This window comes from Streptomyces sp. NBC_00670, from assembly GCF_036226765.1.
GTDB lineage: Bacteria > Actinomycetota > Actinomycetes > Streptomycetales > Streptomycetaceae > Streptomyces.
The window spans coordinates 2,659,653-2,675,980 of sequence record NZ_CP109017.1 but is presented as its reverse complement, the minus strand read 5'-3'; the positions used below and the strand labels follow the sequence as shown (position 1 = coordinate 2,675,980).

Here is a 16,328-nt window from a genome sequence, read left to right as displayed (position 1 = left end):
GATGACCACGACAAGTCCCACCAGGCCCGCCGCGCCGGGGGTCCCCCCGGCGCCCCTGCACGCCACATCGAGCAAGGGCCGCAACCGCTTCAAGATCGGCGCCGGCCAGCAGCTCAAGGGCGGCCCGCTCACCTACATCTTCCTGATCATCGTCGGCCTGGGCTCCGTCTTCCCGCTGTACTGGACGCTGGTGGCCGCCTCGCACGACCAGCAGCGGGTCCTCGACACACCGCCGCCGTTCATTCCGGGCGGCAAGCTGTTCGACAACCTCCAGACGGCCTGGGAGCAGGCCAACCTCGGCGAGGCCATCGTCAACACGGCGATCGTGGCCGGCTGCATCACCGCCGCCACGCTGTTCTTCTGCACCCTGGCCGGCTACGCCTTCGCCAAGATGCGCTTCCGCGGCCGGAACGTGCTGATGACCGCCGTCATCGCGACCCTGACCATCCCGCCGCAGCTCAGCGTCGTGCCGCTGTTCATGATGATGTCGGACATCGGCTGGAACGGGAAGCTGGAGTCGGTGATCTTCCCGACCCTGGTCGGCGCGTTCGGTGTGTTCTTCATGCGCCAGTACCTCGTCGAGGCGCTGCCGTACGAGCTCATCGAGGCGGCCAAGGTGGACGGGGCGAGCAACATCCGCATCGTCTGGAACATCGTTCTGCCGGTGGCCCGGCCCGCGATGATGGTGCTCGGCATGCTGACCTTCGTGCAGGCGTGGAACGACTTCTTCTGGCCGTTCCTCGCGCTGAACCAGGAGAACCCCACCATCCAGGTGGCGCTCGGCCTGCTCAGCGCCTCGTACACGCCCGACCAGAGCATCGTCATGGCGGGCGCGCTGATCAGCACCCTGCCGCTGCTGCTGGTGTTCGTGATCTTCGGCAAGCAGATCGTCGGAGGCATCATGTCGGGCGCGGTCAAGGGCTGACGCCCGGCACACCGACCGCCCGGCACACCCGTCCGGCACGCCACCGTCCGGCACACCCACCGTCCGGCGCGCACCGTGCGGCCGCCCCCGCACGGTACGTCCCGGCCGTACGGCCCGTCCCGCACACGGGCCGTACGGGGGCGGGGGCGACGCTGCCTGCCCCCGCCCCCTCCGCCACCCGCCTTCCCCCCCACCGCCGGATCACCGTCCGGCCCTTCTCACGCCACTTTGGGAGCGTTCTCACCATGACCGCCGTACGACCCGAGACCACTGCCCGGCCGGCCGCCACCACCTCTCTCTCCTTCCCGACCGGCTTCGTCTGGGGCGCCGCCACCGCCGCCTACCAGGTGGAGGGCGCCGCCGCCGAGGACGGCCGCACCCCCTCCATCTGGGACACCTTCAGCCACACCCCCGGCAAGGTGCGCAACGGCGACACCGGTGACATCGCCGCCGACCACTACCACCGGTATCGCGACGACGTGGCGCTGATGAAGGACCTCGGCCTGAAGGCGTACCGCTTCTCCGTCTCCTGGTCCCGGGTCCAGCCCACCGGCCGCGGTCCGGCCGTCGAGCGCGGCCTGGACTTCTACCGCCGTCTCACCGACGAGCTCCTCGAGGCGGGCATCACCCCCGTCGCCACCCTCTACCACTGGGACCTGCCCCAGGAGCTGGAGGACGCGGGCGGCTGGCCGCAGCGCGACACCGCCTACCGCTTCGCCGACTACGCCGAGATCATGGCCCGCGCCCTCGGCGACCGTGTCGGCGTGTGGACCACCCTCAACGAGCCCTGGTGCTCGGCTTTCCTCGGCTACGGCTCCGGCGTGCACGCCCCCGGCCGCACCGACCCGGCCGCCACCCTGCGCGCCGCCCACCACCTCAACCTCGCCCACGGCAAGGCGGTCGGCGTACTGCGCGACAACCTGCCGGCCACCGCGCAGACCTCGATCACCCTCAACCTGCACCAGGTCCGCCCGCTCACCGACAGCCGCGAGGACGCCGACGCCGCCCGCCGCATCGACGCCGTCGGCAACCGCGTCTTCACCGGGCCGATCCTGGACGGCGCCTACCCCGAGGACCTGATCGCCGACACCTCGCACCTGGTGGACTGGAGCGAGCTGGTGCAGGACGGCGACCTGGCGGAGATCTCCCGCCCGATCGACGTCCTCGGCGTCAACTACTACTCGCCGACCGTGGTCTCGCACCCCGTCGACGGCGCCGGCACCACCAAGAACGACGGCCACGGCGCCAGCGAGCACTCCCCGTGGACCGGCTCCGACCACATCGCCTTCCACCTGGCCAACGACAACCTCACCGCGATGAACTGGGCCATCGACGCGGGCGGTCTGCACACCCTGCTGACCGGCCTGGCCAAGTCCCACCCGTCGCTGCCGCTGATGGTCACCGAGAACGGCGCCGCCTTCGACGACTACGTCTCGCCCGAGGGCAAGGTCAACGACCCGCAGCGGATCGCCTACCTCCACGCCCACCTGGACGCCGTCCGCCGGGCCGTCGCCGACGGGGCCGACGTACGGGGTTACTTCCTGTGGTCGCTGCTGGACAACTTCGAGTGGTCCTACGGCTACTCCAAGCGGTTCGGTGCCGTCTACGTCGACTACTCGACCCAGCGCCGCATCCCCAAGGACAGCGCCCACTGGTACGCGGGCGTGATCCGCGACAACGCGCTGCCCGGCACCGAGGGCTGACACCCGCCACCCGAGAGAGGGGGCGTGGCCGGACACCGGCCGCGCCCCCTCCCGGCTTTTTCCGCCGCCCGGAGGGGGTCGTATCCGGTCCGACAAGGGACGATGAGCCGTGACGGGTGACGACGGGCCCGTACGAGGCGCCGCCCCAGGCTGTTACATTCCTGGCCTGATGGCGACAGAACAGGAGGCGTCGACTATGGCGGTCAACGGTGGGCGGAGCCGGGGCGGTCGACGGCCCACCCTGGAGGAGGTCGCCGCCCGGGCCGGCGTCGGCCGCGGCACGGTCTCCCGAGTGATCAACGGCTCGCCCCGGGTCAGCGCCGCCACCCGCGCCGCCGTGGAGGCGGCCGTCGCCGAACTGGGCTTCGTCCCCAACACCGCCGCGCGCGCCCTGGCCGCCAACCGCACCGACGCCATCGCGCTGGTCGTCCCCGAACCCGAGACCCGGTTCTTCGCCGAACCGTACTTCTCCGACATGCTGCGCGGGGTGGGCGCCGAACTGGCCGACACCGAGATGCAGTTGCTGCTCATCTTCGCGGGCGGCGACCGCGAGCGCCGTCGGCTCGCCCAGTACCTGGCCGCCCACCGGGTGGACGGGGTACTGCTGGTCTCCGTGCACGCCGACGACCCACTGCCCGACCTGGTCTCGCAGCTGGAGATCCCGGCCGTGATCAGCGGCCCGCGCTCGGTGGCGGAGACGCTGGCCTCGGTCGACTCCGACAACTACGCCGGCGCCCGCTCGGCCGTCGAACACCTGCTGGCGGGCGGCCGCCGCACGATCGCCCACATCACCGGCCTGCTCGCCGTGTACGGCGCCCAGCGGCGCCTGGACGGCTACCGGGAGGCCCTTCAGGACGCGGGGATCCCGGCCGACGGGCACCTCGTGGAGCCGGGCGACTTCACCGAGGAGGGCGGCCGCCGCGCGATGACGCGGCTGCTGGAGCGCAACCCCCGGCTCGACGCGGTCTTCGCCGGCTCCGACGTCATGGCCGCCGGCGCCCGCCAGGCACTGCGCGAGGCGGGCCGCCGCATACCCGAGGACGTCGCCCTGGTCGGCTACGACGACTCCGCGATCGCCCGCCACATGGACCCGCCGCTGACCAGCGTGCGTCAGCCGATCGAGGAGATGGGCCGCGCGATGATCGACCTCCTCCTCCACGAGATCGCCGACCACCGCCCCCCGCCCACGACCCCCGCCGAACGCCGCCACGAGGTCCTGCCGACGGAACTGGTGGTCCGGGCGTCGTCCTAGGGCCTGGCCGGTGCCCGGCGTCCCCCGTCGGTGGGTGGACATTCCCCGACGTCCCCCGAGCGAGCTATCGGCAAGTGTCCACCGAGCGGTGATGTGCCGCACCGGTGCTCTCGCGTTGACTCGTCCCCGACAGCACAGCGGTCGGATCGAGCGGTTCGGCCCTGCCGAGCAGTGGAGGGCGACGTCATGGAACGAGTGCGCAGTGCGGAAGGGCCCCGTCTCGCCGGAGGCCGCCGGTCCGCCGCGGCCCTGGTCGTGTGCGCGCTGGCCGGTACCGGACTGGCCGCGGGCGCCGTCGGGGGCCAGGACACCGCGCGGGCGGCGGAGGCCGTGGCGGCCGGGAAGGCCGTGCACCGGACCGCGATCACCTGGGGCGCCTGTCCGCGGCCGGCCGAGGGGGCGAGCCGGGATCCCCGGCTGACCTGCGGAACGCTGAAGGTCCCGCTGAACTACCGCAAGCCGGGCGGCGAGAAGATCGAGGTGGCGGTCTCCCGGCTGTCCACCGCCAAGCCCGGCAAGCGGCGCGGCGTCCTGCTGCTGAACCCCGGAGGACCGGCCCTGGGCGGCCTCGACATGCCCGCGACCATGGCGCCGACACTGCCGAAGTCCGTGCGGGACCGCTACGACCTGATCGGCTTCGACCCGCGCGGCGTCGAGCACAGCACCCCGCAGAGCTGCGGTCTGAAGGACCCCACGGTGACCGGTCTCTTCCCCTTCCCCGCGGCGGACGGCTCGATCACCAGGAACGTGGCCCTCGCCAAGGCCGACGCCAAGCAGTGCGCCACGGCGGTGGGCGACGACCTGAAGTACTACACCACCGCCAACACCGCCCGGGACATGGACCGCATACGCGAGGCGCTCGGCGAGCGGAGGATCTCCTACTGGGGCCAGTCCTACGGCACCTACCTCGGCGCCGTCTACAGGTCGCTGTTCCCGCGGCGGACCGACCGGATGATCCTGGAGGGCAACGTCAACCCGGCGAAGGTCTGGGCCGACGAGGTGGCGGACACCTGGGGCAAGGGCATGGCCGACCGGTTCCCCGACGCGGCACGCGTCGCCGCGGCGCAGGACGCCACCCTCGGGCTGGGCGGCACCGTCGAGGAGGTGACCCGCACCTATCTCGCGCTCGCCGACCGGCTCGACCGCGAGCCCGTCCCCGTCCCCGGCACCTCTCTGTCGCTGGACGGGGCGACCCTGCGGAACGTCACCTACGGCCTGCTGCTGCACAACGACACCCTGCCGGTGCTCACCCAGGTCTGGAAGGCCGCCGACGACCTGGCCAAGGGGAGCCTCACGGACACCGACCGCGCGGTGCTCGAGCAGGTGTTCGCCGGCACTCCGTCCTCCCCGGGCGTCCCCGCGGACAACCAGGCCACCATGTTCCTGGCCCTCGTCTGCGGCGACGCCGAATGGCCGCACGGCGCCGACGGCTACGCCGCCCGCACCGCCGCCGACCGGAAGAAGTGGCCGCTCACCGCGGGCATGCCGGCCAACATCTGGGCCTGTGCCTTCTGGAAGAAGCCGGTGGAGGCGCCCGTCACCGTGACCGGCACCGGCGCGCGCAACACCCTGATCCTGCAGAACCGCCGCGACAACGCCACCCCGTGGGAGGGGGCCCTCGGACTGCACAAGGCCCTCGGCCGCAAGTCCGTCCTGGTCGGCGTCGACAACGGCGGCCACTACGTCTACAACGAGGGCTCCGCCTGCGCGGACAGGGCCACCGTCGACTTCCTGACCACGGGCCACCTGCCGGGTAGGGACGTCTACTGCACCGACGTCAAGCAGAAGTGACCCCGGCGCCCGACGCACCACCGCGGCGGAGGAAAAGAAGAAAGACCAAGGGGTTGCCCCGCAGAAGCGGGGCAACCCCTTGATCGAAGAGGGTGAGTGACGGGACTCGAACCCGCGACATCCTGGACCACAACCAGGTGCTCTACCATCTGAGCTACACCCACCATGACCGACGGTTTCCCTGGTGTTCCACCGACCGGCCGAGAAAAAGTGTACAGGGTCCCGAGGGGTGCTCGCGCACGCCTTTTCGCGGGGGGCGTCCGGACCCGCCGCGGGGGCCGGAGACGCAGGTCAGGGGCTGGGGAGGACGTGCTTCGCGGCGATCGTACGGGCCGTGTCGGAGTCCGGTCCGGGCTGGGGGACGAAGACCGCCTCGCGGTAGTAGCGCAGCTCCGCGATCGACTCCTGGATGTCGGCCAGCGCCCGGTGGTTGCCCTTCTTCTTCGGACTGTTGAAGTACGCCCGCGGGTACCAGCGCCGGGACAGCTCCTTCACCGAACTGACGTCCACGATGCGGTAGTGGAGGTATCCCTCCAGCGTCGGCATGTCCCGGGCCAGGAAGTTCCGGTCGGTGCCGACGGAGTTGCCGCACAGGGGCGCCTTGCCGGGCTCCTTGACGTGCTCCCGCACATAGGCGAGCACCCGCTCCTCCGCGTCGGCCATCGTCGTACCGGACGCCAGTTCGGACAGCAGGCCCGAAGAGGTGTGCATCTCGCGCACCACCTCCGGCATCGTCTCCAGGGCCGCGTCCGGCGGCCGGATCACGATGTCCACCCCCTCGCCCAGTACGTTCAGCTCGGAGTCGGTGACCAGCGCGGCCACCTCGATGAGCGCGTCGGAGGACAGCGAGAGTCCGGTCATCTCGCAGTCGATCCACACCATGCGATCGTTCATGCGCCTTACCTTATGGCCCGCGGCGGCGCGGCGGACCCGCCGTACACCGGTCACGCGCGCGGGCGGGACGGGACCGCCGTGCCGGACCGGGTCCGTACGGCGTGCCCCGCCCCGCCCTTCGGCGCGTGCGGACGCGTTCCGCGGCGGTTACGGCGCCCCGCGTGAGCCCGGGGCGCCCGCGCGGCCGCTGCCCGCGTAGTACATCTCCTGCGCGTGCCGGCCGAGCCCCTGCCCGTGCCCGTGCCCGTGCTCCGGCACGGGTGCCGGGGCCGAGACGGAGGCCGCGGCGCCCAGCGCGCTCGCCGCCGCGGTGCGCCGCGACTGCATCGGCACCTGCGCCGGCGGCTCCTGCGACACCGGCTGCGGGCCGCCGGGGCCCGCGACCGCCGCCGGGGCGCCCTCGGCGTCCGCCGGGCGGTCGCCCTGCGGCCGGCGCGCCCGGTAGGCCGCCCGGTACGCGGCCGGGGACGAGCCCAGCTGCCGCCGGAAGTGCCCGCGCAGCGCCACCGGCGAGCGGAACCCGCAGCGGCCCGCGACCTCGTCGACCGAGTAGTCGGAGGTCTCGAGCAGCCGCTGCGCCTGCAGCACCCGCTGGGTGATCAGCCACTGCAGGGGCGCGCTGCCCGTGAGCGAACGGAACCGGCGGTCGAACGTGCGCCGGCTCATGTACGCGCGGGCGGCCAGCGTCTCCACGTCGAACTGCTCGTGGAGGTGCTCCAGGGCCCAGGCGACGACCTCGGCGAGCGGGTCGGCGCCGATCTCCTCTGGTAAAGAACGGTCCAGATAGCGCTCCTGGCCGCCGCTGCGGCGCGGGGGCACCACGAGCCGGCGGGCCAGCGCGCCGGCCGCCTCGTTGCCGTGGTCCGACCGCACGATGTGCAGGCAGAGGTCGATGCCCGCGGCCGTACCGGCGCTGGTCAGCACGTCGCCGTCGTCCACGAAGAGTTCGCGGGGATCGACGTGCACCGACGGATAGCGCTTGGCCAGCGTCGGCGCGTACATCCAGTGGGTGGTGGCCGGGCGGCCGTCCAGCAGTCCGGCGGCGGCCAGCACGAAGGCGCCGGTGCACAGCCCGACGATCCGCGCGCCCTCCTCGTGCGCCCGGCGCAGTGCGTCGAGCGCCTCCTCCGGTGGCGGTGACGTGATCGAACGCCAGGCCGGCACGACGACCGTGCCGGCGCGGGATATCGCCTCCAGCCCATGCGGTGCGGTCAGTTCGAGGCCCCCCGTGGTCCGCAGCGGGCCCTCCTCGCCGCCGCACACCAGCAGGCGGTAGCGCGGTACTCCGGCGTCCTGGCGGTCGATCCCGAACACCGACAGCGGTATGGAACTCTCGAAGATGGGGCCACCGCTGAACAGCAGCACCGCGACGATCTCCTTGCGGCGGCGCCCGGAGAGTTTCCGGGACGCGGCTTCCGGCGCGGCAGTGGAGTCGTGGCTCATACTGCTAAGCCCCCCTCGGTGGTCGCGGCGCCCTCCATGCTTCGGGTCTGTCGCTCCAACACGTTTCCCCTCGGTCCAGCACGAGTCCCCCGCCGTAAGACAGTCATGATCGAATCTACTGTGTCGTGTGGCGCCGGCGTGGCCGGTTCACCATCCGGCAGATTGTCGACATGGCAACTTGGCGTAAAGCATTCGATCACGAAGCGTTGCACTCGCGGACCGTGCAGGGAAGTGCGCCTCGTCCCGGTGGCCGGTCCCCATAGGGTGCGCGCGCCTCGCCAGACCCTTTCGGTGCAGGTCGAACGGGCTGTGGAGGGGTCTTCGGGGGGTGCATGCACATGGCTGGGAAGTTGGCCGAAAACATGCGGGCGCGTGCGCGGAAACCGGTCAGTCGACCGGCGTATTCCGGCGGGGCCGGCGACCGCCCCTGTGCGCCCCCTGGGACGCCCCGGCGTGAGCGGGCTGCCGGGTGCGCGCGTGGGCGGCCTGGCGCCCCCCTGAGCTGCCGCGCGACTCCTGATACCCCCGTGGCTCGGGGGATGCGTGGGCGGGGCGGGGCCGCTGTGACTCAAGGGCCTCCAGGGCCGCCTGGGCGGCGTGCCGTTCGGAGCGGCGGAGCAGGGCCCGGCAGACGGCGGTGACGGCCGCGAGGCCCAGGGCGGCGCCGGTGGCGCCGGCCAGCGAGGTGCCGTACCAGACGAGGACGACGGGCACGAGGACGCAGCTGAACGCGGCCCAGCGGACGAGATCGCCGACGGTGTCCTGTGCGGGGGCATGGGTGGGACGGGTGCGGCCGCGCGGGCGGCGGCCGTGGGACGGACGGGGTGCGGGCAACAAGGGCTCCCTGGGGCGATGGCTCACGGGGTTCAACGCGGGGTGCCGCCGGCGGTCACTGCGATGATCGGGTTGCGTTTGCGGGGAAGGCGGCCGTGTGTGTGCGGGCGGGTGTCCGGAAAACGGCGGATGTCCGGGAAGATGCTGTGAAGTCGCCGTGAAGCCGCCGTGGTGACGCCTGTAGGACACAGGAACCGTTGCGCCGGGGGCGGTGGCTCGTGCATGCTCCGGGGAACCCCGCGCGGCCAGTGCGGGATCCGGGCCCGTTCCCTGGGCCGGGAAGGCGTGCCGCCGTACCCTTTGGGGTATGGGCCGGGAAAGAGGTTTCCCGGACACGGGCTCAGCCGCGCACCGTCGTCTTCCCGCACACCGCCGTCACCGACGAGGATCACAACGCCGAGACACCCATGGCCGGTCACGAATTCTTCGAACCCGCGGACCGCAAACGGTCGGTCGCCGAGCCCGCCTCGGCCGACCCACTGGCGTCGGACGAGAGCCGCGCGTCCTGCGATCCCGCGTTTCAGCACGGTGTCGTCGTCGGCTTCGACGGTTCCACCTCCAGCGAGCGCGCCCTCTCCTACGCGATCGGCATGGCCCAGCGCTTCCGCTCCGGCCTGATCATCGTGCACGTCGCCAACCGGCTGCCCACCACGGTGTGGGCCGGCTGCGAGCCACCGGTCTTCGTCGACGTCCCGGACCACCGCACCGAGGTGCTCGGGCTCGAACTGGCCTGTGCGGACTATCTCTCCGAGGTGCCCTGGATCCTGGTCGAGCGCGGCGGCGACATCTGCCACGAACTCGAGGAGGTCGGGCAGGAGTACGAGGCCGACGCGATCGTCGTCGGCTCCACGCACGGGCTCGTGGGCCGTCTGTTCGGCTCGGTCGCCGGCCGTCTGGCCAAACGCGCCCGCCGCCCGGTGGTCGTCATCCCCTGAGGGGCCCCTGGGCCTCCCCTGGCGCGGGCGTTGCGGAGTCCCGCCCTGACGCGCTGTGAAATTACCCGCGCGTAGAGGTGTTCGTGTGCATGTGAAGGGCATATACCGGTCACCGCACAACTTCACAAGCACGCATGAAGGGAGCCCGTCGTGGACAATGACGTCTCCGCGGGAAGTAGCACGACCACCGTCGCCGGTCGACTCGCCCTGGGCATCACCCTGTTGGCCTTCGGCCTCGGAAACACCGGCGTGATCGACGGCGTGACGGCGGCCAACGCCGTGTCACTCGCCCACTACGTCGGGGGAGTTGCCCTCTTCCTCGTCGGCCTGCTGGCCTTCCGCGACCATGACACCGGCAGCGGCACCGCGTTCGCGGCGCTCGGCGCCCTCTGGTTCACCTGGGCCGTCTCGGCCGGTGACCAGATCTCCGACAACGCGGCCGGACTGTTCCTGCTGCTCTTCGCCCTCGTGGCGCTCACCCTGACCCTCGGCGCGGCCGGCAACGGCGTACTCGACCAGGGCACCTACGGCCTGTTCTTCGTCTCCCTGGTCCTGCTCGCCATAGCCGTCCTCGCGGACAGCGACGCCCTCGGCAAGGTCGGCGGCTGGTTCGCCGTGGCGGCGGGCGCGGTCGCCTGGTACGCGGCGACGGCGGCCCTGGCCCACTGGCCGACGACCGTACGGCGCGGGGCGGCCGGCCGTCGTGTGACGGCGACGGGCTGAGTGCCGCCCGGCCCGGGGAGGGGCGGTCCCCGGGACCACCGCCAGGACGGTTCCCGCGCGGCGCCGTGCGCGCACGGGGGAACCGTCCTGAACGGGGTCAGGCCCCGGCGGGCAGCGGCTCGTGCAGGAAGAGGATCGTGCAGCCGGTCCTGCTGAAGGTCTGGTGCTCGATCGGGAAGGGGTAATCGACGAAGTCGCCCGCGGCCCGGCGCGCGGTGTGCCGGCTTCCGTCGGGGAGGACCCACTCGTCGTCGGCCTCGCCGTCCAGGAACAGGAACCGGTGTGCCGTGCGGTGCGGATGCCTGGGAGCGAAGGAACCCGCCTCGAAGTGGGCCAGCCCCACGACCCGCTCGTCGAAGCTCTCGTCGAGCACCACGTCGAGGAGCAGCCGGGACCACTGCCCCGGCCCCGTCCGCTGCCACCCCTGCGGACCGAAGACGTCCTCTGCGGGGGGTCCCAGCCGGCGGCCGGAGAGCACCAGGGCCAGCGCACCTCCGGCGCTGGTCACGGTCGTCCCGCCGGTGGCCGGCAGGGCGGCGTACGCGCCCTTGTGCAGCGTCCGGCCGCCCGGTCCGTCGCCGTCCGCGAACGACAGCGCGCCGTCCAGCACGAGTATCCGGTCGTCCGCGGAGCCGGCCGGCCGCGAGGTGCCCCCCGCGGCCAGCCGCAACAACGAGAAGGCGTCCCCCTCCCCGGAGTTCAGCAATTCCTTCGTCCAGGCCCGCTCTGGTCCGTCCCCCGTTCCGGGGACCGCCACCCAGTTGCCGGGGCCAAACACCGACGTGTGACTCGCCATCGTTCCGTTCCGTCCTCGCGCACCTGTCAGGGGCGCGGGGCACTCCCCGGAAGCCCCTACTCCACCGTCACCGACTTCGCCAGGTTACGCGGCTTGTCGATGTCCCGGCCAAGCGCCAACGCCGTGTGGTACGCCAGGAGTTGGAGAGGAATCCCCATCAGGATGGGGTCGAGCTCGTCCTCGTTCTTCGGGACGACGATCGTCTGGTCGGCCTTCGCCTGCTCCTGGTGCGCCACCGCCAGGATCTTCCCGCTGCGCGCCTTGATCTCCTCCAGCGCCGCCCGGTTCTTCTCCAGCAGATCGTCGTCCGGCACGATCGCCACCGTCGGCAGCGCCGGCTCGATCAGCGCCAGCGGCCCGTGCTTCAGCTCGGAGGCCGGGTACGCCTCCGCGTGGATGTACGAGACCTCCTTCAGCTTCAGCGAGGCCTCCCGGGCCACCGGGTATCCCCGCACGCGGCCGATGAAGAGCATCGAGCGGGCCTGCGCGTACTGCTCGGCCAGCCGCTTGATCTCCTCCTCCTGCTTCATCACCTCGTTGATCTGCCCCGGCAGCCGCCGCAGCCCCTCGATGATCCGCTTGCCGTCCCGCACCGACAGATCCCGGGTACGCCCCAGGTGCAGCGCGAGGAGCGCGAACGCGACGGTGGTGTTGGTGAAGCACTTGGTGGACACCACGCACACCTCGGGCCCGGCGTGCACATAGATGCCGCCGTCCGCCTCGCGCGCGATCGCCGAGCCCACCACGTTGACCACGCCGAGCACCCGCGCACCCTTGCGCTTCAACTCCTGCACGGCGGCCAGCACGTCGTAGGTCTCGCCGGACTGCGAGACGGCGACGTACAGCGTGTCCGGGTCCACGACCGCGTTGCGGTAGCGGAACTCGGAGGCCGGCTCCGCGTCGGCGGGGATGCGGGCCAGCTCCTCGATCATCTGCGCGCCGATCATGCCGGCGTGGTACGACGTGCCGCAGCCCAGGATCTTCACCCGCCGCACCGCACGCGCCTCGCGGGCGCCGAGGTTGAGGCCGCCCAGGTGCACGGTGGAGAACCGGTCGTCGATGCGGCCGCGCAGCACGCGGTCGACCGCCTCGGCCTGCTCGTGGATCTCCTTGTGCATATAGGTGTCGTGGCCGCCCATGTCGTACGACTCGGCCTCCCACTCCACCGTGGTGGGCTCCGCCGTGGTGCGGGTGCCCTCGGTGGTGTAGGTGCGGAAGTCGTCGGCCTTGAGGGTGGCCATCTCGCCGTCGTCCAGCGTGACTATCTGCCGGGTGTGGGTGACGAGCGCGGCCACGTCGGAGGCGACGAACATCTCCTTCTCGCCGATGCCGAGCACGACGGGGGAGCCGTTGCGGGCCACCACGATGCGGTCGGGGAAGTCGGCGTGCATGACGGCGATGCCGTACGTGCCCTCGACGACGCGCAGCGCCTCGCGCACCTTGTCCTCGAGCTTCGTCGCCTCGGAGCGGGCGACGAGGTGGGTGAGGACCTCGGTGTCGGTCTCGGAGAGGAACTCGACGCCGTCCGCCTCCAGCTTCTTCCGCAGGTCGGCGGCGTTGTCGATGATGCCGTTGTGGACGACGGCGACCTTGCTGTCGGCCGACATGTGCGGGTGCGCGTTGGCGTCGGACGGGGCGCCGTGGGTGGCCCAGCGGGTGTGGGCGATGCCGGCGGTGCCCTTGAAGCGCGCGGGGACCTTGGCCTCCAGGTCGCGCACCCGGCCCTTGGCCTTGACCATCTTCAGGCCGGTCGCCTTGGGGCTGGTGACGACGATGCCGGCCGAGTCGTAGCCGCGGTACTCCAGCCGCTGCAGACCCTCAAGCAGCAGGGGCGCCACATCGCGCTTACCGATGTATCCGACGATTCCGCACATATGTAACCTTTTGTCCCGTGAGGTTCGTTGACGTTCGTTGAGATGCGTTGAGACGAGTTGAGGGATCCGGAAGGACGGGGCCCCGGCTCAGCCGTAGACGATGCGGCGCAGTTGCCGGAGCGTGAGGTCCGGCGGGGAGACCGCGCGGTACTTCAGGTCCGCCTCTATCCGTTCGAAGATGGACGCGTTCACCAGGCCCTGGGCCTGGAGTTCGCGGTGCCGGCGGCGGACGTACGCCTCGGTGCTCTCGTCGAAGTAGGCGAGCACGTCCTGGACCACGCGCAGCGCCTCGCCCCGACTGAGGGGCGTGGAGCGCGTCAGATGGTCAACAAGTTCGTCGTGCACCCGCTAGATCCTGGAGTAAGCCCGACGGATTCGCAAGATTCCTGCCCGATTTCGGGCACGGTGCTGTGAGATCTGATATGGGAGTCCTCCGGGAAGGACACGGCCGACGGCGCGCTCGTCGCCCCCTTCGGCCGCCACCTCGCCTACGGCACCGATCCGCGCACCGAGATGACCGTCTCCTGGCAGGTCCCGGCCGCGGTGAAGGACCCGTTCCTCCGGGTCGGCGCCCACCCCTGGGACCTCTCGCGCAGGATCAGGGCCGAGGTCCGCACGCTCTGCACCCCGGCCCCGCGCGGCCACTACGCCACGCTGAAGGTCCGCGGCATCGCGGAGACGGTCGAGCAGGTCGACCACTTCACGGTGGCCCGCCGGGCGCGCTGAACGAGGGTCGGCCCGGGGCATTTCCCGCCCCGGGCCGGCCAACACGCGCGGTCGCTCGTACCGTCGGGGCGCTCAGCTCACCTTCTTCGCGCTCTCGATCGCCTTGGCGAGGTCTTCGAGCAGCGGTGCGCACTTGTCGTACGAGAGGATCGGCTCGGGGTTGCGCGGGATGACCTGGCCCGCCTTGACCGCGGGCAGCTTCTTCCACGTGGCCTCGGTGATGTCGGCCGGCTGGATTGCGGAGGTCCGGTTGTCCATCATGATGAGGTCGGCCGGGTGCTTGTCGACGTTCTCCCAGCTGAGGTTCTCGAACCACCCGCCGCTCGCCTTCTTGGCGGCCTCGGCCGGCTCGACGAAGTTGACGCCGAGGGCCTTGAAGTACTCCAGGTCGATGGAGAGGTTGGTGCCGGAGACGTAGAAGATGTCCTGGCTCGCGGAACCGACCAGGACCTTGATGTCGGGGTGGGCCTTGGCCGCGGCGCGCAGCCGGGCGGCGGCGTCCTCGAACCGCTTCTTCGCGGCGGCGATCTCGCTGGAGGAGGTGTCCGCGCCGAGCGTCTTGGCGAGCGCCAGCATCCGCTGGAGCGGCTCGGGCAGCTGGCGGTCGTAGACGGAGATGCCGACGCTCGGCGCGCCGACGGCCTCGATCTTCTTCTTGGACTCCTCGGGGACGTACCAGAGGGTGCCGGCGTCGTCGAACATCGTGGAGACGAGGAGGTCCGGGCCGAGGGCCGCGTACTTCTCGATGTTGAACTGGCCCCACTCGTTGCCCAGGATGGTCACCTTGCTGACGTCCATGTCACCGGCCTGGACATCGGCCTTGCCGTCCTTGGTCTTCGTGGGCCCGAAGACGCCCTTCACGCTCACGCCGTAGTCGTGCAGCGCGGCGGCCACGCCGACGAACGCGACGATGTTCGACGGGACCTTGCCGGCCTTCGCGGCCCGGCCGCGGTCGTCCTTGAAGGTCCACGAACCCGACGTGCCCGCCCCGGACCCGTCGCCCGAGCCGCCGGCTTTCGCGTCCTCGTCACCGCAGGCCGCGAGCACGGCACCGAGGCCGAGGGCACCGCCGGCGGCGAGGACGCCGCGGCGGGTGGGACGGGAGACACGGGCGTTGAACATGCTGTGGCTGCCTTCGAACGGGGCGGGGGTGGCCCGCCGGACGAGTTCGAAAGTAGGTTAGCCTAACCTCATGCCGGGTCCGGGGGGCGGGGTCCTTCCCCTGTGCATGCCGCGTCCGGGGGCGGGGTCCTCACCTGTACGTCGGCGTCAGCTCGTCAGCCCCAACTCCCTGGCGATCAGCATGCGTTGCACCTCGCTCGTGCCCTCGCCGATCTCCAGGATCTTGGCGTCCCGCCACATCCGCGCCACCGGGTACTCGTTCATGAAACCGTAGCCGCCGTGGATCTGCGTGGCCTCGCGGGCGTTGTCGACCGCGATCGTGGACGAGTACAGCTTCGCCAGGGCCGCCTCCTTCTTGAAGGGGTCGCCGGAGACCAGGCGGGAGGCCGCGTCACGCCAGGCGAGGCGGGAGGTGTGGGCCTTCATCTCCATGTCGGCGATCTTGAACTGGATGGCCTGGTACTCGCCGATGTGCCGGCCGAAGGCCCTGCGCTCCTTGGCGTACTTCACCGACTCGTCCACACAGCCCTGCGCGAGACCCGTGGCCAGCGCGGCGATCGCGATACGGCCCTCGTCCAGGATGCGCAGGAACTGTGCGTAGCCCCGGCCCACCTCGCCCAGCAGATTGGCCGCCGGGACCCGGACGTCGGCGAAGGACAGCTCCCGGGTGTCCGACGCGTTCCAGCCGACCTTGGAGTACGGGGCCGCGACCGTGAAGCCCGGGGTGCCGGACGGGACGATGATCGAGGAGATGACCGGCCTGCCGTCCGGTTTGCGGTCCGTCACCGCCGTCACCGTGACCAGGCCCGTGATGTCCGTGCCGGAGTTGGTGATGAAGCACTTGGTGCCGTTGATCACCCACTCGTCCGTCTTCTCGTCCAGGCGGGCCGTGGTGCGCGTCGCGCCCGCGTCGGAGCCGCCCTCGGGTTCGGTGAGGCCGAACGCGCCCAGGATCTCGCCCGCGCAGAGCCGGGGGAGCCACTCCCGCTTCTGCTCCTTCGTGCCGAACAGATGCAGCGGCATGGCGCCGAGCGAGACCCCGGCCTCCAGGGTGATGGCGACGGAGGAGTCGACCCGGGCCAGCTCCTCCAGGGCGATGCCGAGCGCGAAGTAGTCGCCGCCCATGCCGCCGTACTCCTCCGGGAACGGCAGCCCGAACAGGCCCATCCGGCCCATCTCGCGGACGATCTCGTACGGGAACTCGTGCCGCTCGTAGAAGTCGCCGATCTTGGGGGCGACGACGTCGTGGGCGAACTCCTCGACCGTGCGGCGGAGTTCCTCCAGCTCGGGGGAGAGCTTGTGGTCCATGG

Annotated in this window: 14 protein-coding genes, 1 tRNA gene and 1 pseudogene; 7 read left to right on the top strand and 9 right to left on the bottom strand. The window is 71.4% G+C overall.

Annotated features, from left to right (window positions below; translation table 11 throughout):
- The first annotated feature begins 1 nt into the window (after position 1).
- From OIE12_RS11800 to OIE12_RS11785, 4 genes are all read left to right on the top strand, one after another.
- Positions 2 to 925: a carbohydrate ABC transporter permease gene (locus OIE12_RS11800; RefSeq protein WP_329134507.1), complete on the top strand. Its 924-nt coding sequence runs from the start codon at positions 2 to 4 to the stop codon at positions 923 to 925.
- Positions 926 to 1,170: 245 nt separating this feature from the next.
- Positions 1,171 to 2,628, top strand: a complete 1,458-nt coding sequence (locus OIE12_RS11795) for a GH1 family beta-glucosidase (RefSeq protein WP_329134505.1) — start codon at positions 1,171 to 1,173, stop codon at positions 2,626 to 2,628.
- A gap of 196 nt (positions 2,629 to 2,824) precedes the next feature.
- Entirely contained in the window at positions 2,825 to 3,880 is a 1,056-nt protein-coding gene (locus tag OIE12_RS11790) for a LacI family DNA-binding transcriptional regulator (protein ID WP_329141873.1), read from the top strand.
- A 186-nt stretch (positions 3,881 to 4,066) separates the two neighbouring features.
- Positions 4,067 to 5,671, top strand: a complete 1,605-nt coding sequence (locus tag OIE12_RS11785) for an alpha/beta hydrolase (protein ID WP_329134503.1) — start codon at positions 4,067 to 4,069, stop codon at positions 5,669 to 5,671.
- 91 nt (positions 5,672 to 5,762) lie between these two features.
- Here the strand turns inward: OIE12_RS11785 and OIE12_RS11780 are convergent.
- The 4 genes from OIE12_RS11780 to OIE12_RS11765 all read right to left on the bottom strand — a co-directional run bounded on the left by OIE12_RS11780 (position 5,763) and on the right by OIE12_RS11765 (position 8,842).
- Positions 5,763 to 5,835, bottom strand: a tRNA-His gene (locus OIE12_RS11780).
- Between the two features lie 127 nt (positions 5,836 to 5,962).
- Positions 5,963 to 6,565 (bottom strand): oligoribonuclease, encoded by a 603-nt coding sequence (gene orn, locus OIE12_RS11775; protein ID WP_329134501.1) that lies wholly within the window; start codon positions 6,563 to 6,565, stop codon positions 5,963 to 5,965.
- Positions 6,566 to 6,712: 147 nt separating this feature from the next.
- Positions 6,713 to 8,008 (bottom strand): helix-turn-helix domain-containing protein, encoded by a 1,296-nt coding sequence (locus OIE12_RS11770; protein ID WP_329134499.1) that lies wholly within the window; start codon positions 8,006 to 8,008, stop codon positions 6,713 to 6,715.
- 387 nt (positions 8,009 to 8,395) lie between these two features.
- A complete protein-coding gene (locus tag OIE12_RS11765; RefSeq protein WP_329134497.1) occupies positions 8,396 to 8,842 on the bottom strand; it encodes a hypothetical protein in 447 nt (148 codons plus the stop codon).
- Between the two features lie 407 nt (positions 8,843 to 9,249).
- On the opposite strand from OIE12_RS11765, the gene OIE12_RS11760 reads away from it, so the two are divergent.
- Positions 9,250 to 9,777 carry a universal stress protein gene (locus OIE12_RS11760; protein WP_329134495.1) on the top strand — a complete coding sequence of 176 codons (528 nt, stop codon included), beginning with the start codon at positions 9,250 to 9,252 and terminating at the stop codon, positions 9,775 to 9,777.
- 150 nt (positions 9,778 to 9,927) lie between these two features.
- A complete protein-coding gene (locus tag OIE12_RS11755) occupies positions 9,928 to 10,500 on the top strand; it encodes a GPR1/FUN34/YaaH family transporter (RefSeq protein ID WP_329134493.1) in 573 nt (190 codons plus the stop codon).
- A gap of 97 nt (positions 10,501 to 10,597) precedes the next feature.
- Here the strand turns inward: OIE12_RS11755 and OIE12_RS11750 are convergent, their stop codons facing one another.
- The 3 genes from OIE12_RS11750 to OIE12_RS11740 all read right to left on the bottom strand — a co-directional run bounded on the left by OIE12_RS11750 (position 10,598) and on the right by OIE12_RS11740 (position 13,515).
- Positions 10,598 to 11,296, bottom strand: coding sequence for a hypothetical protein (locus OIE12_RS11750; RefSeq protein WP_329134492.1), 699 nt, complete (start codon positions 11,294 to 11,296; stop codon positions 10,598 to 10,600).
- Positions 11,297 to 11,352: 56 nt separating this feature from the next.
- Positions 11,353 to 13,170 carry a glutamine--fructose-6-phosphate transaminase (isomerizing) gene (gene glmS, locus OIE12_RS11745; protein ID WP_329134490.1) on the bottom strand — a complete coding sequence of 606 codons (1,818 nt, stop codon included), beginning with the start codon at positions 13,168 to 13,170 and terminating at the stop codon, positions 11,353 to 11,355.
- 87 nt (positions 13,171 to 13,257) lie between these two features.
- Positions 13,258 to 13,515 carry a hypothetical protein gene (locus tag OIE12_RS11740; RefSeq protein ID WP_030379848.1) on the bottom strand — a complete coding sequence of 86 codons (258 nt, stop codon included), beginning with the start codon at positions 13,513 to 13,515 and terminating at the stop codon, positions 13,258 to 13,260.
- 105 nt (positions 13,516 to 13,620) lie between these two features.
- Here OIE12_RS11740 and OIE12_RS11735 point away from each other — a divergent pair.
- Positions 13,621 to 13,812 (top strand): annotated as a pseudogene (locus tag OIE12_RS11735) (fibronectin type III domain-containing protein); the annotation flags it as partial.
- Positions 13,813 to 13,968: 156 nt separating this feature from the next.
- Here the strand turns inward: OIE12_RS11735 and OIE12_RS11730 are convergent.
- Positions 13,969 to 15,018 (bottom strand): ABC transporter substrate-binding protein, encoded by a 1,050-nt coding sequence (locus tag OIE12_RS11730; protein ID WP_329134487.1) that lies wholly within the window; start codon positions 15,016 to 15,018, stop codon positions 13,969 to 13,971.
- Between the two features lie 147 nt (positions 15,019 to 15,165).
- The gene (locus OIE12_RS11725) at positions 15,166 to 16,326 is read right to left on the bottom strand and encodes an acyl-CoA dehydrogenase family protein (RefSeq protein WP_329134485.1); all 1,161 of its coding nucleotides are present in this window, start codon (positions 16,324 to 16,326) and stop codon (positions 15,166 to 15,168) included.
- Positions 16,327 to 16,328 lie beyond the last annotated feature (2 nt).

Bases quoted from the DNA above. Each gene is read 5' to 3' on its own strand.
- OIE12_RS11725 (WP_329134485.1), bottom strand. From the start codon at position 16,326: ATGGACCACAAGCTCTCCCCCGAGCTGGAGGAACTCCGCCGCACGGTC.
- orn (WP_329134501.1), bottom strand. From the start codon at position 6,565: ATGAACGATCGCATGGTGTGGATCGACTGCGAGATGACCGGACTCTCG.
- OIE12_RS11750 (WP_329134492.1), bottom strand. From the start codon at position 11,296: ATGGCGAGTCACACGTCGGTGTTTGGCCCCGGCAACTGGGTGGCGGTC.
- OIE12_RS11795 (WP_329134505.1), top strand. From the start codon at position 1,171: ATGACCGCCGTACGACCCGAGACCACTGCCCGGCCGGCCGCCACCACC.
- OIE12_RS11760 (WP_329134495.1), top strand. From the start codon at position 9,250: ATGGCCGGTCACGAATTCTTCGAACCCGCGGACCGCAAACGGTCGGTC.
- OIE12_RS11785 (WP_329134503.1), top strand. From the start codon at position 4,067: ATGGAACGAGTGCGCAGTGCGGAAGGGCCCCGTCTCGCCGGAGGCCGC.
- glmS (WP_329134490.1), bottom strand. From the start codon at position 13,170: ATGTGCGGAATCGTCGGATACATCGGTAAGCGCGATGTGGCGCCCCTG.
- OIE12_RS11730 (WP_329134487.1), bottom strand. From the start codon at position 15,018: ATGTTCAACGCCCGTGTCTCCCGTCCCACCCGCCGCGGCGTCCTCGCC.
- OIE12_RS11800 (WP_329134507.1), top strand. From the start codon at position 2: ATGACCACGACAAGTCCCACCAGGCCCGCCGCGCCGGGGGTCCCCCCG.
- OIE12_RS11790 (WP_329141873.1), top strand. From the start codon at position 2,825: ATGGCGGTCAACGGTGGGCGGAGCCGGGGCGGTCGACGGCCCACCCTG.
- OIE12_RS11770 (WP_329134499.1), bottom strand. From the start codon at position 8,008: ATGAGCCACGACTCCACTGCCGCGCCGGAAGCCGCGTCCCGGAAACTC.